Source organism: Massilia horti (assembly GCF_004614195.1).
In the GTDB taxonomy this organism is placed as follows: domain Bacteria; phylum Pseudomonadota; class Gammaproteobacteria; order Burkholderiales; family Burkholderiaceae_D; genus Telluria; species Telluria horti.
On record NZ_SPUM01000150.1, the window covers coordinates 28178 to 42909 of the forward strand.

General features: G+C 59.0%; 13 protein-coding genes. 11 read left to right on the forward strand and 2 right to left on the reverse strand.

Annotated elements, in window-relative coordinates; genetic code table 11:
• The first annotated feature begins 100 nt into the window (after window positions 1-100).
• Window positions 101-1219: an alanine dehydrogenase gene (ald, locus tag E4O92_RS23980; protein ID WP_135192157.1), complete on the forward strand. Its 1119-nt coding sequence runs from the start codon at window positions 101-103 to the stop codon at window positions 1217-1219.
• A gap of 147 nt (window positions 1220-1366) precedes the next feature.
• Here the strand turns inward: ald and E4O92_RS23985 are convergent, their stop codons facing one another.
• Together E4O92_RS23985 and E4O92_RS23990 are read right to left on the reverse strand one after the other, a co-directional pair.
• Window positions 1367-2149 carry a 5'-methylthioadenosine/adenosylhomocysteine nucleosidase gene (locus E4O92_RS23985; RefSeq protein WP_370660026.1) on the reverse strand — a complete coding sequence of 261 codons (783 nt, stop codon included), beginning with the start codon at window positions 2147-2149 and terminating at the stop codon, window positions 1367-1369.
• Between the two features lie 202 nt (window positions 2150-2351).
• A complete protein-coding gene (locus E4O92_RS23990) occupies window positions 2352-2693 on the reverse strand; it encodes a hypothetical protein (RefSeq protein ID WP_135192158.1) in 342 nt (113 codons plus the stop codon).
• A gap of 664 nt (window positions 2694-3357) precedes the next feature.
• Between E4O92_RS23990 and E4O92_RS23995 the strand changes: the two genes are divergently transcribed.
• The 10 genes from E4O92_RS23995 to rsmG all read left to right on the forward strand — a co-directional run bounded on the left by E4O92_RS23995 (window position 3358) and on the right by rsmG (window position 14684).
• Entirely contained in the window at window positions 3358-4983 is a 1626-nt protein-coding gene (locus E4O92_RS23995; protein WP_135192159.1) for a GMC family oxidoreductase, read from the forward strand.
• Window positions 4984-5146: 163 nt separating this feature from the next.
• Window positions 5147-5917: an ABC transporter ATP-binding protein gene (locus tag E4O92_RS24000; protein WP_135192160.1), complete on the forward strand. Its 771-nt coding sequence runs from the start codon at window positions 5147-5149 to the stop codon at window positions 5915-5917.
• Window positions 5917-6624 (forward strand): ABC transporter ATP-binding protein, encoded by a 708-nt coding sequence (locus tag E4O92_RS24005; protein ID WP_135192161.1) that lies wholly within the window; start codon window positions 5917-5919, stop codon window positions 6622-6624. The genes E4O92_RS24000 and E4O92_RS24005 overlap by 1 nt, the downstream gene beginning before the upstream one ends.
• A gap of 39 nt (window positions 6625-6663) precedes the next feature.
• Entirely contained in the window at window positions 6664-7869 is a 1206-nt protein-coding gene (locus E4O92_RS24010) for an ABC transporter substrate-binding protein (protein WP_135192162.1), read from the forward strand.
• A gap of 65 nt (window positions 7870-7934) precedes the next feature.
• Entirely contained in the window at window positions 7935-8819 is an 885-nt protein-coding gene (locus tag E4O92_RS24015) for a branched-chain amino acid ABC transporter permease (protein ID WP_135192163.1), read from the forward strand.
• A gap of 3 nt (window positions 8820-8822) precedes the next feature.
• On the forward strand, window positions 8823-9797 hold the full coding sequence (locus E4O92_RS24020; protein ID WP_135192164.1) for a branched-chain amino acid ABC transporter permease: 975 nt from the start codon (window positions 8823-8825) through the stop codon (window positions 9795-9797).
• A gap of 160 nt (window positions 9798-9957) precedes the next feature.
• The gene (locus tag E4O92_RS24025) at window positions 9958-10806 is read left to right on the forward strand and encodes an alpha/beta fold hydrolase (RefSeq protein WP_135192165.1); all 849 of its coding nucleotides are present in this window, start codon (window positions 9958-9960) and stop codon (window positions 10804-10806) included.
• A gap of 305 nt (window positions 10807-11111) precedes the next feature.
• The gene (locus E4O92_RS24030; RefSeq protein ID WP_135192166.1) at window positions 11112-11882 is read left to right on the forward strand and encodes a sulfite exporter TauE/SafE family protein; all 771 of its coding nucleotides are present in this window, start codon (window positions 11112-11114) and stop codon (window positions 11880-11882) included.
• Between the two features lie 214 nt (window positions 11883-12096).
• Window positions 12097-14028 (forward strand): tRNA uridine-5-carboxymethylaminomethyl(34) synthesis enzyme MnmG, encoded by a 1932-nt coding sequence (gene mnmG, locus E4O92_RS24035; protein WP_135192167.1) that lies wholly within the window; start codon window positions 12097-12099, stop codon window positions 14026-14028.
• Entirely contained in the window at window positions 14028-14684 is a 657-nt protein-coding gene (gene rsmG / locus E4O92_RS24040) for a 16S rRNA (guanine(527)-N(7))-methyltransferase RsmG (RefSeq protein ID WP_135192168.1), read from the forward strand. The genes mnmG and rsmG overlap by 1 nt, the downstream gene beginning before the upstream one ends.
• Window positions 14685-14732 lie beyond the last annotated feature (48 nt).

Sequence of the window (14732 nt, forward strand, 5' to 3'; positions counted from 1 at the left end):
TTTGCATCAACACGACCGCGGCTGGGGGTAACGCAAGTCTCATGACTCTGGGTCTGTAATCATATGAAGGTAGTCTGTCTGATAACTTGGAGGAGATGACATGTTAGTAGGCGTACCGAAAGAGATAAAGAATCACGAGTATCGCGTCGGCCTGACACCGGCCAGCGTTCATGAGCTGGTTACACACGGGCACCGGGTAATGGTGCAGGCGGGTGCCGGCGCCGCGATTGGGTTATCGGACGAACAGTACCTGGCGGCTGGCGCATCGATCGTCGAAAGCGCAAAGGAAATCTTTGCGCGCGCCGAGATGATAGTTAAGGTCAAGGAACCGCAACCAGGCGAGTGTGCCATGCTGGGCGAGGACCAGATCCTCTACACCTACCTCCACCTGGCACCGGACCCTGAACAGACGGCTGCACTGGTCAATTCCGGCGCGGTATGCATCGCCTACGAAACCATCACCGGTCCGGGCGGTGGCCTGCCGCTGCTTGCTCCCATGAGCGAAGTGGCCGGACGCATGGCCATCCAGGCCGGTGCAACGCATCTTGAAAAATCCAGGGGCGGCATGGGCTTGCTGCTGGGCGGCGTACCTGGCGTTGCGGCCGGGCACGTTGTCATCATCGGTGCAGGGGTAGTTGGCACCAATGCCTTGCAGATGGCGGTGGGAACCGGGGCGCGTGTCACCATCCTCGACAAGAACATCGAACGTTTGCGCCAGCTGGATCTTGTATTCGGCAATCGTATTTCAACGCTGCATTCGAACGCTCATGCAATCGAAGAAGCCGTCCTGTCGGCTGACCTCGTCATCGGCGGCGTGCTGGTTCCGGGCGCTGCCGCGCCCAAACTGGTCACGCGAGACATGATTTCCCGGATGAAGAAGGGCGCGGTTGTGGTCGATGTTGCGATCGACCAGGGCGGATGCTTCGAAACCTCGCATCCGACCACTCATACCGAACCGACTTTCATGGTTGACGATGTCGTCCACTATTGCGTTGCCAATATGCCCGGCGCCGTGGCGCGAACTTCCACCTTCGCCCTGAACAATGCGACGATCGTGCATGCCCTGGCGTTGGCAAATAAAGGCTGGCGCAAGGCCCTTGCGGACGATCCAAACCTGCGCAATGGCTTGAACGTCTGCCATGGCAAGGTCACGTACGCGGCTGTTGCCCAGGCCTTGGGCTACAGCTACACGCCGGCGGACACGATGTTAGTGTCCTGAATTGCAGATTCGTTGAATAAATGTGGCGACAATCAAACTGATACCGCGTCACAAATGCGCGCAAGGCCTCGGCCTTGCTGTGCTTTGTTCCTTGTCTCAGCTTGATTTCGCCAAATTTATTTTTCAACGAACTAGCAATTCAGAACACTAGGCTAGTGCTTCCTTGCTTGCCAGGCAGAAGCGCTTAACGATGTGAAAAGCGTATTGTGCGGCCACTGATTTCACAAAATGCATGAAATCAGTGGCCGCATCTTCATTTGCGTTGTCGGAAATCGTGCGGAGTACCGCAAACGGCACGCCCATCTCGTAACAAACCTGCGCAACGGCAGTGCCTTCCATTTCTACTGCAACAAGTCCTGGCAGTGCCTGGTTGACCTGCTCGAGTTGTTTGCGGCTGCTGATGAACTGGTCTCCACTGGCAATCAGGCCGCGATGGACCCTTGGCTGGCTCAATCTGAACGTCTGCTGGTCTTCGGGGCTGATTACCGAGACGAACTCGTCTTCAAGGAAGTTGTGGGCCGTGCTGACCAACCGAAGGCTAAGTTGATGGTCTGCAGAAAAATGCGTCAGACCGGTCAACGGTACTTCAAACCTGGGAAACAGCGGACTGGCGTCCATGTCATGCTGGACCAGCGATTCCGCGACAACCAAATCGCCAACATTGACCGATTTGTCCCCTGCGCCGGCAACGCCGGTGAAGAGGATGTGCGTAACTTGGAACTTCTCCACAAGCGTCATGGCAGTCATTGCGGCTGCAACCTTGCCCATACGCGATAAAACGCACACAGCGTCGATTTCCCACAGCTGTCCGGCAAAGTACTCACGCATGCCGTGGACGAGCTTGTAGGGGCTCTGCATGGCTTCCACGAGTCCCTGCTGTTCTTCGTACAGCGCGCTGATGATTCCTAATCGCATATTTTTTGCTGCCATGACAAGTTTTTGACCATTTTGGACCCATGCTCATTCTGCACGGTAAACGGCGGTAGCGGGTTTGGAAGCGATTTGGCCGAACCAGGTTGCTGACGGGAGAAACACATATGTTAGTTAGCATATGTGTATACGAAAGATGGTAGTGATAGTAAACGAGCCATCAGCTGTGGAAAAGTTGAGTTTTGCTCACAGCGTCAAGGGTTTACGTGCTGACGAACTGGCTGGAAAAACGTTGCGGCTGAGCTTGATTAATCGTGAACAAAAATTTGGAAAAAGCCGGCAAGGCTTCTTTTGCACAAACGGTTCTGTGGATATTCAGCTCGTTTTCCACAGTCAGTGCCGAAAAATGGTCTTCAAGGCATGATTTCTGCATACAAAAAGGATCTTGCAGCAGTTGGTTGAGGGTCTGACCGATCTGGTTCCAGGTTGAGGCAGGTTGCTGGACGTTTGCTTGAATGGAAGGCTGAGTGTCAGCACTCAACGATTGGTTGTGCTTGCTGCTACGTACGCTCTCCAGCGGTTTCAACTTTTTGTAGACAAACATTGGGGGTTGGTGCCGTCGAGGGGTATGTAATTAAAGTAAACAGATGAAGTATACAAATTGGTAGTAATAGTAAACGCGGCCCGGTCTGTGGAAAACTAGAATTTTATCCACAAGATCAATCGTTTACGGTCGATTTATCTGGCTGGAAAAAGGCTGTATCTGTCCTGAACGAAAGTTGGAAAAAAAAGCGCCAGGTCGCGAACCAAGCGCTTCTGCACATCTCGTCCTGTGGATATTCAGGAGCTTATCAACAGTTGAGCTTGCAACATGGCCTTTTTTGGTCATCTGTGGGTCATGCAGCAGTACGCGTGATGGCGAGCCATGTGTTGCAACAATCGCCAGAATCCGTGCCGAGGTCTTGAGCCTGAGTCGCGCAAAATTGATTTTAATAACCATATCTGTATACAACGATAGTAGTAATGTTAACAACCGGCCTCTTCTGTGGATAAGAGATGAAATCCATGAAAAATCATCAGTTTACGTTCGGTATAAGCCGGTGATTTGCTCATGTATTGGGCTGGTAGCAAAATTGGACAAAAATCCGGCATGTGAGCAAAGTCGGGTTTAGTCACAATCGGTCCCTGTGGATATTCATTCGCTTATCCACAGCTGCAGGCGAGGCTGATCTGGTAAGCTTGCTTTACCGAACTACAATGGAGCCGTTGTGGAATCTGCCGGGGAATACGACTACATCATCGTTGGCGCCGGCACAGCAGGTTGTTTGCTGGCGAACCGTCTTACCCGCAACAAGAACCGGAGCGTCTTGCTGATTGAAGCCGGTGGCCGGGACGATTACCTGTGGATTCACGTCCCGGTCGGCTACCTGCATTGCATCGGCAATCCACGTACCGATTGGCTGTTCAATACCGAATCGGAACTAGGCCTGGGCGGCCGCTCTTTGATTTACCCGCGCGGTAAGGTCCTGGGCGGCAGCTCATCGATCAATGGCATGATTTACATGCGTGGCCAGCGTGGTGATTACGACCGCTGGGCCGATCTCACTGGCGACGATTCCTGGCGCTGGGAGAACGTCCTCCCGATCTTCAAGAAAAGCGAGGACCATCACGCTGGCGCGAGCGATGTTCACGGGGCAGGGGGCGAATGGCGTGTCGAGAAACAGCGCCTGTCGTGGCAAATTCTGGACGCGTTCCGCGACGCTGCCGAATATGTCGGCATTAACAAGGTAGAGGATTTCAACGGCGGGGACAACGCGGGTTCGTCGTATTTCGAGGTCAACCAGCGCCGCGGCGTACGATGGAATGCCGCCAAAGCATTCCTGCGCCTGGCCGCACAACGTGAAAACCTGACGATCATGACCGGCTGCCATGTGGAGCGTCTGCTGATCGAGGACACGGAGCATGGCAAGGTGTGCCGGGGCGTGCAGTTTACTGGAGGCGGCCGCGCTTTCACTGCCGTCGCCCATCGTGAAACCTTGCTGGCCGCCGGGGCGATCGGCTCGCCTCAAATCCTTCAACTGTCCGGCATCGGACCGGCCGGGCGCTTGAATGGCCATGGAATTACGCCCGTGGTCGACTTGCCCGGGGTTGGCGAAAACCTGCAAGACCATCTGCAGCTCAGGATGGTTTTCGGGATCAGCGGTGCCAAAAGCCTGAACACCATGGCCAATAACTGGTTCGGCAAGTTGAAGATCGGTCTGGAATACGCCTTGTTTCAGAGCGGGCCGATGTCGATGGCGCCCTCCCAGCTAGGCGCTTTTGCCCGTTCCGACGCCGGGCAGGGTACGCCGAACCTGCAATATCACGTTCAGCCGCTTTCGCTGGATAAGTTCGGTGATCCGCTGCACGGTTTTCCCGCTTTTACCGCAAGCGTTTGCAATCTGCGTCCCACGTCGCGCGGGCATGTGCGCATTGCTTCGAACGACAGCTACGCGCCACCCAGGATCACGCCCAATTATCTAAGTACATCCGAGGACCGCGCGATCGCGACCGCCGCGATCCAGCTCACTCGCCAAATCGCCGCTGCGCCGCCACTTGCCAGATTCAAACCGCAAGAGTTCAAACCCGGGCCGCATTACACGACCGACGAGGAACTGGTGGCTGCTGCGGGTCAGATAGGCACGACGATTTTCCACCCGGTCGGCACTTGCAAAATGGGTCGCATGGATGACCCCCTTGCGGTGGTCGATAGCCAACTGCGCGTCAAGGGTGTCGGACGGTTGCGCGTGGTCGACGCATCGATCATGCCTTTTATCACTTCCGGAAACACGAATTCTCCGACCTTGATGATTGCGGAAAAGACCGCGAAGTTGATTGTCGCTGGTGAGAATTGAAGTACGCGGCCCGTTTCTCGCTGCGAAAATTTGCACAATCGGCCTGCGCACAATAGTGCCAGCGCCATGCCACGGTGGGGTTGTGCTGTATTGTGACGAAAAACTGTTGTGTGTATGATTTATTAAGTAGTTTGCCAAAACTACATAAGAACCTGGAGACACGATGGCGGACGTCATTCTGGAAACGCGGCACCTGACCAAGGAGTTCAAGGGTTTTACCGCCGTTAATGACGTCAACCTGCAAGTCCAGCGCGGTCATATCCATGCACTGATCGGGCCCAACGGGGCTGGCAAGACGACCTGTTTCAACCTGCTGACCAAGTTTCTGGTTCCAAGTTCTGGGCAAATCCTGTTCAACGGCCGTGACATCACACAGGCCAAGCCGGCACAGATTGCGCGCCTGGGCATCATTCGTTCGTTCCAGATTTCGGCCGTGTTTCCGCATCTGACCGCGCTGCAGAACGTGCGCATCGGTTTGCAGCGCGCGCTGGGAACGAGTTTTCACTTCTGGCGCAGCGAGCGCACGCTGGACCGGCTGGGCGACCAGGCGCTGCAATTGCTGGAGCAGGTCGACCTGGCATCCTTTGCCGGCGAGATTACCGCCGATCTGCCATACGGCCGCAAGCGTGCGCTCGAGATCGCAACGACGCTGGCGATGGAACCCGAACTGATGCTGCTCGACGAGCCCACCCAGGGCATGGGGATTGAGGACGTTCACCGGGTGACCGGGCTGATTAAAAAAGTATCGGAAGGCCGCACGATTCTGATGGTCGAGCACAACATGAATGTCGTCGCTGGCATCTGCGACCGCATTTCGGTACTGCAGCGCGGTGCGATTCTGGCCGAAGGCAGCTATGCCGAAGTGTCGAATAACCCGCTGGTGATGGAAGCGTACATGGGCACTGCCAGCGCCGAATTACAGGGAGCGCACTGATGACGGCCGCGCTGGAAGTCGCGAACCTGCAGGCCTGGTATGGCGAATCGCACATTCTCCACGATATCAATTTCACGGTGAATCCGGGCGAAGTGGTTACCCTGCTGGGCCGTAATGGCTCAGGTCGGACAACGACGCTGCGCGCGATCATGGGCTTGACAAGCCGGCGTACGGGCTCGATCAGGATTAACGGAGCTGAGTCGATCGGGCTGCCGACTTACAAGATTGCGCACCTGGGCGTTGGTTATTGTCCGGAAGAGCGGGGGATTTTTTCTTCGCTGTCCACCGAGGAAAACCTGCGTCTGCCACCTGGCCTGGCCAGCGCAGGCAAAGGCATGTCGGAGGACGAAATCTACGAAATGTTCCCCAACCTGCACGAGCGCCGCAAAAGCCAGGGCACGCGCCTGTCCGGTGGCGAGCAGCAAATGCTGGCGGTCGCGCGCATTCTGCGGACCGGCGCCCGCCTGCTGCTGCTCGACGAAATATCGGAAGGGCTGGCGCCGGTAATCGTGCAGGCCCTGGCGCGCATGATCACCACGCTCAAAGAGATGGGCTACACGATCGTCATGGTGGAGCAGAACTTTCGTTTCGCCGCGCCGCTCGCGGACCGGTTTTACGTGGTCGAGCATGGGCAGATCGTCGAAACCATCGCCGCGCCTGAATTGAACGCCAAGATGCCGGCGCTGGCCGAGCTGCTTGGCGTTTAGCTGTGTCATTAACCCCAACATCTTTCGAACGGAGACAACATGAAACGAAAAGTTCTGGCCCTGGCCGCAGGCGCAACTGTCGCTGCCTGGTCCTTCCCCGCGCAGGCACAGATTTCGGACGATACGATCAAGATCGGTTTTATCAGCGATTTGTCGGGCGTGTATTCTGACGTTGATGGAAATGGGGGCGCGGAAGCGATCCGGATGGCGATCGCCGATATGGGCGGTGCGATCAACGGCAAGAAAATCGAGCTGTTGGTTGCCGACCACCAGAACAAGCCCGATATCGCGGCATCGAAGGCGCGCGAATGGTTCGACCAGCAGGGCGTGGATATGCTGATCGGCGGTACCAACTCCGGTGCGAGCCTGTCGATGGCGGGCGTGGCCGCGCAAAAGAAAAAGCCATTTTTCGCGATCGGCGCCGGCGCCGCGGCGCTCACTAATGAGCAATGCACGCCTTACACGATCCACTACGCTTATGACACCGTGGCGCTGGCGCGCGGCACCGGTTCGCAGATAGTAAAGCAGGGTGGCAAGACCTGGTACTTCCTGACCGCTGACTACGCGTTCGGGCAAGCGCTCGAGCACGACACGGCCGAAGTGGCCAAGGCCCATGGCGGCCAGGTGCTGGGCAGCGTCAAGCATCCGCTCGGCGCATCGGACTTCTCTTCGTTCCTGCTGCAGGCCCAGGCGTCAAAAGCGCAGGTGCTGGGGCTGGCCAATGCCGGAGGCGATTTCATCAATGCGTCCAAGGCCGCCAATGAATTCGGCCTCACCAAGACGATGAAGCTGGCCGGCCTGCTGGTGTTCATCAACGATATCCACACGCTGGGCCTGAAGACCACCCAGGGCATGTATTTGACCACCGGCTGGTATTGGGACCTGAATGACGACACCCGCGCCTGGGCCAAGAAATACTTTGCCAAGATGAAGAAGCAACCGTCGATGCTGCAGGCGGGCGACTATTCGGCGGCGATGAATTACCTGAACGCGGTCAAGGCGACCGGTACCGATGACGGCGACAAGATCATCGATTACCTGAAGAGCCACAAGATCAACGACATGTTTACCAAGAACGGCGAAATCCGTCCGGACGGCCGCATGGTGCATGACATGTACCTGATGCAGGTGAAGTCGCCGGGCGAGTCGCGTTATCCGTGGGATTACTACAAGGTCGCCGCGACCATTCCGGGAGCGCAGGCGTACACGACCAAGGCGGAGACCAGGTGCGCGGCCTGGAAGTGAGCATTGCGTGGAGCAGGGCGGCCGGGACAAGTTGCAGTACCGCTCGCCCGTAACAACCAAACCTTATGGAAATTTTCGGTGTCCCCCTGCAAGCCTTGATGGGCCAGCTCCTGCTGGGGCTGGTCAACGGTTCGTTCTACGCGATGCTCTCGCTGGGATTGGCAGTCATCTTCGGCCTGCTCAACGTGATTAACTTTGCCCACGGTGCGCTGTACATGGTCGGGGCGTTCGTCGCCTACATCGGCGTCTCGTTCTTCGGCCTGAACTACTGGATGATGCTGTTGATCGCGCCGCTGGTCGTCGGGGTATTCGGTGTTCTCGTTGAGCAATCTATGTTGCGCCGGCTTTACAAGCTGGACCACCTTTACGGGCTGCTGCTCACCTTCGGCATCACGCTATTGCTCGAGGGAGTGTTTCGCTCGTTCTTTGGTGTTTCCGGCCAGACCCTTGATGTGCCCGAAGGACTGCAGGGCGCGACCGACCTGGGCTTCATGATCCTGCCAAACTACCGCGCCTGGGTGGTGTTCCTTTCGCTTGCCGTGTGTCTGGCCACCTGGGTCGTCATCGAGAAAACACGCCTGGGCGCTTACTTGCGCGCGGGCACCGAAAACCCGAAGCTGGTCGAGGCTTTCGGCATCAATGTGCCGCGCATGGTCACGCTGACCTACGGCTTTGGCGTCGCACTGGCTGGCCTTGCCGGCGTGCTGGCGGCACCGGTCATCAATGTCACTCCGCTGATGGGCTCGAACCTGATCATCGTTGTGTTCGCGGTGGTGGTGATCGGCGGCATGGGTTCGATCCTTGGCTCGATCGTCACCGGCCTTGGCCTGGGCGTGATCGAAGGGTTGACCCGGGTCTATTACCCGGAAGGTTCAGAAGTGGTGGTGTTCGTCGTGATGGTGATCGTCTTGCTGTTGCGTCCAAACGGTCTGTTTGGCAAGGAAAAGTGAAGCATGAATAAACGAACTGCTTACTTCATCGCCTTCCTTGTAGCACTGGCTGCGCCATTCGTTGGCTACCCGGTGTTCCTGATGAAGTTGCTGTGCTTTGCCTTGTTTGCGTGCGCGTTCAATCTGCTGATCGGCTACACCGGCCTGCTGTCGTTCGGCCATGCCGCATTTTTCGGCAGCGCGGGTTATGTGACGGGGCATGCACTTGCCGTGCTCGGTTTACCAGTGGAGGCAGCGCTCGTGCTGGGTGTTGCGGCCAGCGCGGCGATCGGGCTCGTGATGGGGACGCTCGCGATCCGGCGCTCCGGCATCTATTTCGCGATGATCACCTTGGCTCTGGCTCAGATGGTGTATTTCGCGGCGCTGCGCTCACCACTGACCCATGGCGAGGATGGCTTGCAGGGCGTTCCACGTGGAACATTATTCGGGGTGATAGATCTCTCGAGCGACTTGACCCTCTATTACGTGGTGCTGGCGATTGCGATTGCCGGCTTCGCATTGATTGTGCGCACAGTCCACTCGCCGTTCGGGCAGGTGCTCAAGGCGATCAAGGAAAACGAGCCGCGTGCCATTTCGCTAGGTTATGATGTGGACAAGTACAAGCTGGTGGCGTTCGTGTTATCCGCCGCGCTGGCCGGACTGGCCGGCGCCACCAAGACCATCGTCCTGGGCTTCGAAACCTTGACCGACGTGCACTGGACCATGTCGGGCCTGGTGATCCTGATGACCCTGGTCGGCGGAATGGGCACGATGGTGGGACCGATCATCGGCGCCTTTCTCGTCGTTGTGCTCGAAAACAAGCTGGGCGAGCTCGGCAGCTTTCTCGCACGCCGCACCCATATCGACTGGTTTTCGACTCTGGGCGAGTCGGTCGGCATCGTCACCGGCCTGATTTTTGTCGCCTGCGTCCTGCTGTTCAGGCGCGGAATTGTTGGCGAAATCGCCGCACTGGCCGCTGCCGCCAAACGCCGCGCATGACATTCGCGGATCGCGCTTTCGGGAGTTGGTTCCCGAAAGCGCGTCCAACCCATCTTATTCCCCTCAACGCCGCACGGTACGGTTAAGCGATACTCGGCCTGAATACACCGCGACGTCTCAGTGCCGCGGCAAGCATCGTCCACGGTTGGCGGGAGGACAGATGATTGAACAGGCGAGCATGTTGCAGGTGAACGGCTTGCACATGCATGTCGTGAGTGCTGGGCAGGGGCCGCCTGTCCTGTTGCTGCACGGCTTCCCGGATAGTCATGTGGTCTGGCGCAAGCAGATTCGCGTCCTGGCTCGCGCGGGCTTTCACGTTATTGCGCCCGACCTGCGCGGCTACGGCAAGACCGACGCGCCGCAACCGGTGGAAGCGTACCGGCTGGACGTGCTATGTAAGGACGTGCTGGCGCTGCTTGATGCGCTGGATATCGACAAGGTGCGGCTGGTTGGTCATGACTGGGGGGCGGTGATCGGCTGGCGGCTGTGTCTGCAGGCGCCACAGCGCATTGATCGCTTCGTCGCGCTCTCGGTCGGCCATCCCTCGGCGCTGTCGCGTGCCGGACTGGAGCAACGCCTGCGCATGTTCTATGTTGTCGGTTTCCTGGTGCCGGGTTTCGCGGAGCACGCGCTACGTTTTGCCAACTGGTTGGCCGTGCGCAAATTCACGCGCGATCGCATCCAGTTCAGTTATTGGCGTCGCGACCTGAGCCGGCCTGGCCGCCTTACCGCTGCCTTGAATTATTATCGAGCCAACGTCAACCTCGGCTTGCCTGAACGTGCGTCGCCAGTCACGGTGCCCGTCATGGGTATTTGGAGCGATGGCGACGCCGCGATGGGGGAGAAGCAGATGCTCGATTCGGCGCTCTTCGTGCACGCCGGGTTCCGATACGAACGGATCGACGGCGCCGACCACTGGATGCAACTGACTGCACCGGATCGGGTGAACGCTCTGTTGCTCGACTATTTTGGCGCGCAGTCCAATCCCTATGCAGTCCAGCCCCGATAACGCGGCTGTTTAGATTGGCCGGTGGCCCTAGGGTGCGCACCTGTGCGCACGCGGTTACCGCCAGATGGCTTGCGGCGCCACCACCACCATTCACCGTTCGCACCGCGTGCGCACTGGTGCGCACCCTACGGTCCCATTCCGGCCGAGTTGTTCCGGTCGGGGCCTTCCACTATCCTCTTTGCACAAGCAATGCTGCATCGCAGCAATCCGCGCAGCCCATGCCTTTTGCGAAGGTCGTTCTGCTCGGCATCTATTGTTGCCGTACAATTTCATCTTTGCCTTAGCGTCCCCCCAGAAAGTTTTTGATGATCGATTTTGCTTTGCTCGGCGGCGCCGCATTTGTCGCCGGCTTGGTCGACGCCGTTGTCGGCGGTGGCGGCCTGATTCAGATGCCTGCCATCTTCTCCGTGTTCCCACGCGAGGTGCCTGCGACGCTCATTGGCACCAACAAGCTTGCCAGCATCTTCGGTACCAGCGCTGCCGCTGTGAATTACGGCCGGCGCGTGCGCGTGGCGTGGAGTACGGCGATCCCCGCCGCCATCGCGGCGTTCCTGCTGGCCTTTGCCGGCGCCTGGACCGTGACGCGTGTGCCGGCGGATTTCGTGCGCGGCCTGCTGCCCGTGATCCTGATCGCGGTGGCGGTCTATACATTCAAAAAGAAGGATCTCGGCTCCGTGCATGCTCCCCGGCACAGCGGAAGGACCGAATTACTGCTGGCGACTGGATTCGGGGCGGCGATCGGTTTTTATGACGGTTTTTTCGGCCCGGGCACTGGCAGCTTCCTGATCCTGTTGTTTGTACGTTTCTTCGGCTTTGATTTTCTGAGTGCATCGGCTGCGGCCAAAGTGGTCAACGTGGCCTGCAATTTTGCGGCGCTGATGTGGTTTGGCTACAGCGGTCACTTGATCTGGCAACTCGGCATGCTGATGGCCGCGTGCCAGATCGTCGGCTCGGTGGTCGGCACCCGGCTGGCGATCAAGCATGGCAGCCAGTTCGTGCGCAAGCTGTTCCTGGTCGTGGTGGTCCTGCTGATTGTCAAAACCGGATTTGACGCATTGACAAAATGGCAGCATTAACTGTTTCACGTGAAACAATGAAGAGCCGGCCATCATCACGCCGGCTTTTTTTTCGCGCCGCATTTGACGAGGAACGCTCGGCTGAACAGGCGGCGTAGGCGATAAGCGTGTTCCACGTGAAACAAAATCCGGCAGATTTCTCGAACAAGAGAAGTCTGGCGGGAAAAAAGAATCTATAATCCGACCTCAATACACCTCGCTTCACACTTCCATCATGCTATTTCCAACTGAATTCGACGTGATCGTCGTCGGCGGCGGCCATGCCGGGACCGAGGCCGCACTCGCCTCTGCGCGAATGGGGCAGAAGACATTGCTGCTCACCCACAACATCGAGACGCTCGGCTCAATGTCCTGCAACCCATCGATCGGCGGCATCGGCAAGGGACACCTGGTCAAGGAAGTCGACGCCCTGGGCGGCGCGATGGCGATCGCCACCGATGAATCCGGCATCCAGTTCCGCATCCTGAACTCGTCGAAGGGCCCGGCCGTGCGCGCCACGCGCGCCCAGGCCGACCGCATGCTGTACAAGCAGGCAATCCGCTCGCGCATCGAGAACCAGCCCAACCTGTGGCTGTTCCAGCAAGCCGTGGACGACCTGATGGTGGAGGGGGATCGCGTCGTGGGCGCGGTGACGCAGGTGGGCATCCGCTTCCGTTCCCGCGCGGTCGTGTTGACTGCCGGCACCTTCCTGGACGGTAAGATCCATGTCGGTCTGCAAAACTATTCAGCCGGCCGCGCTGGCGATCCGCCCGCGCTGTCGCTGTCCGCACGCCTGAAGGAACTCAAGCTGCCGCAAGGGCGCCTGAAAACCGGCACGCCGCCGCGCATCGATGGCCGCAGCATCGATTTCGCCGCACTGACCGAACAGCCGGGCGACCTCGATCCGGTCCCGGTGTTTTCAAGCATGGGCACAGCAAGCATGCACCCGCGCCAGGTGCCGTGCTGGGTCACGCACACCAACGCCCAGACCCATGACATCATCCGCAGCGGCCTGGATCGCAGCCCCATGTACACCGGCGTGATCGAAGGGGTCGGCCCGCGATACTGCCCGTCGATTGAAGACAAGATCCACCGCTTCGCGTCCAAGGAATCGCACCAGATCTTCCTCGAGCCGGAAGGGCTGACCACCAACGAGTTCTACCCGAACGGCATATCGACCAGCCTGCCGTTCGACGTGCAGCTGGCGCTGGTACGTTCGATGAAAGGCCTGGAAAACGCCTTCATCCTGCGCCCCGGCTACGCCATCGAATACGACTACTTCGACCCGCGCGCACTGAAAGCCTCGCTCGAAACCAAGGCCATCGGCGGCTTGTTCTTCGCCGGCCAGATCAACGGCACCACCGGCTACGAAGAAGCGGCGGCGCAGGGCCTGCTCGCCGGCGTGAACGCCGCGCTGCAAACGCAGGGACGCGAAGCCTGGGCGCCTGGCCGGTCCGAAGCCTACCTGGGCGTGCTGGTCGACGACCTCACCACGCAGGGCGTGGCCGAGCCGTACCGTATGTTCACCAGCCGCGCCGAATACCGCCTGTCGCTGCGCGAGGATAACGCCGACATGCGCCTGACCGAAATCGGCCGCAAGCTTGGCGTCGTCGGCGATGCGCAGTGGGCTGCTTTTGAAGCCAAGCGCGAAGCGGTCGCGCGCGAACTGGAGCGCCTGCGCTCGACCTGGGTCAACCCGCGCATCCTGGCCGCGGCTGAATCGGAGCGCGTGGTAGGGCAGGCGATCGAACGCGAATACAACCTCGCCGACCTGCTGCGCCGGCCTGGGGTGGTGTACGACACCCTGATGACCATGCAGGGCGTCGAAGGCCAGCCGCTTGCAGGCCCCGGCGTACAGGACCCGGCGGTCAAAGAGCAGGTCGAAATCCAGCTCAAGTATGCCGGCTACATCGACCGCCAGGCGCGTGAAGTCGAGCGCCACGACCACTACGAAAACCTCAAGCTGCCCGAGAACCTGAATTATCTCGAGATCGCGGCATTGTCGATCGAAGTGCGCCAGAAGCTCGACAAGCAGCGCCCGGAAACCCTGGGCCAGGCCTCGCGCATCTCCGGCGTGACCCCGGCGGCGATCTCGCTGCTGCTCGTGCATCTGAAAAAACGCGGCGCCAAGGGCTTTGCCCCGGCCACGGGCGAGGAGGCGGCTTGATGGCGGTATTCGATCGCGCCGCGCTGGTGCAAGTGCTGTCCGACGGCATCCGGGAACTCCAACTCGATATCTCAAGCGCCCAGCAAGGGCAACTGATGGACTACCTGACCTTGCTCTCCAAATGGAACAAGGTCTACAACCTCACGTCGCTGCGCGACCCGGCGCAGATGGTCACGCACCACCTGCTCGACTCGCTCGCGGCCGTGCCGGCGTTCGCAGGCGCGAAGAACGTGCTGGACGTCGGGGCAGGGGGCGGATTGCCCGGTATCGTGCTGGCGATCGCGCGCCCCGACATGCAAGTGTCGCTGGTCGACACCGTCCACAAGAAAACCGCCTTCCTGACCCAGGTGAAGGCGGAACTGGGCCTGGCCAACGTGACCGTCTACACAGGACGCGTCGAAGAGCTCAAGGTGTCCCAGCCTTTCGACGTCATCACATCGCGCGCCTTTGCCGACCTCTCCGATTTCGTCAACTGGTCGGGCCAGCTGCTGGCCGCAGGCGGACGCTTCATTGCGCTCAAGGGCGTGGCGCCGCTGATTGAGCAGCAGCGGCTGCCGGGTGAATGGAAAGTGAGCGAATTGCGCCCGTTGCGGGTGCCAAGGCTGGGAGCGGAGCGGCACCTGGTGTTCATCGAAAGATCGGGTCCTAGTACATAAATCAAATAAACGGTTTATATCGAATATATTCGATAAATCGTATAAACG

Coding starts and splice junctions, on each gene's coding strand:
- ald (WP_135192157.1), top strand. CDS start 101: ATGTTAGTAGGCGTACCGAAAGAGATAAAGAATCACGAGTATCGCGTC.
- E4O92_RS23985 (WP_370660026.1), bottom strand. CDS start 2,149: ATGGCAGCAAAAAATATGCGATTAGGAATCATCAGCGCGCTGTACGAA.
- E4O92_RS23990 (WP_135192158.1), bottom strand. CDS start 2,693: ATGTTTGTCTACAAAAAGTTGAAACCGCTGGAGAGCGTACGTAGCAGC.
- E4O92_RS24000 (WP_135192160.1), top strand. CDS start 5,147: ATGGCGGACGTCATTCTGGAAACGCGGCACCTGACCAAGGAGTTCAAG.
- E4O92_RS24005 (WP_135192161.1), top strand. CDS start 5,917: ATGACGGCCGCGCTGGAAGTCGCGAACCTGCAGGCCTGGTATGGCGAA.
- E4O92_RS24010 (WP_135192162.1), top strand. CDS start 6,664: ATGAAACGAAAAGTTCTGGCCCTGGCCGCAGGCGCAACTGTCGCTGCC.
- E4O92_RS24015 (WP_135192163.1), top strand. CDS start 7,935: ATGGAAATTTTCGGTGTCCCCCTGCAAGCCTTGATGGGCCAGCTCCTG.
- E4O92_RS24020 (WP_135192164.1), top strand. CDS start 8,823: ATGAATAAACGAACTGCTTACTTCATCGCCTTCCTTGTAGCACTGGCT.
- E4O92_RS24025 (WP_135192165.1), top strand. CDS start 9,958: ATGATTGAACAGGCGAGCATGTTGCAGGTGAACGGCTTGCACATGCAT.
- E4O92_RS24030 (WP_135192166.1), top strand. CDS start 11,112: ATGATCGATTTTGCTTTGCTCGGCGGCGCCGCATTTGTCGCCGGCTTG.
- mnmG (WP_135192167.1), top strand. CDS start 12,097: ATGCTATTTCCAACTGAATTCGACGTGATCGTCGTCGGCGGCGGCCAT.
- rsmG (WP_135192168.1), top strand. CDS start 14,028: ATGGCGGTATTCGATCGCGCCGCGCTGGTGCAAGTGCTGTCCGACGGC.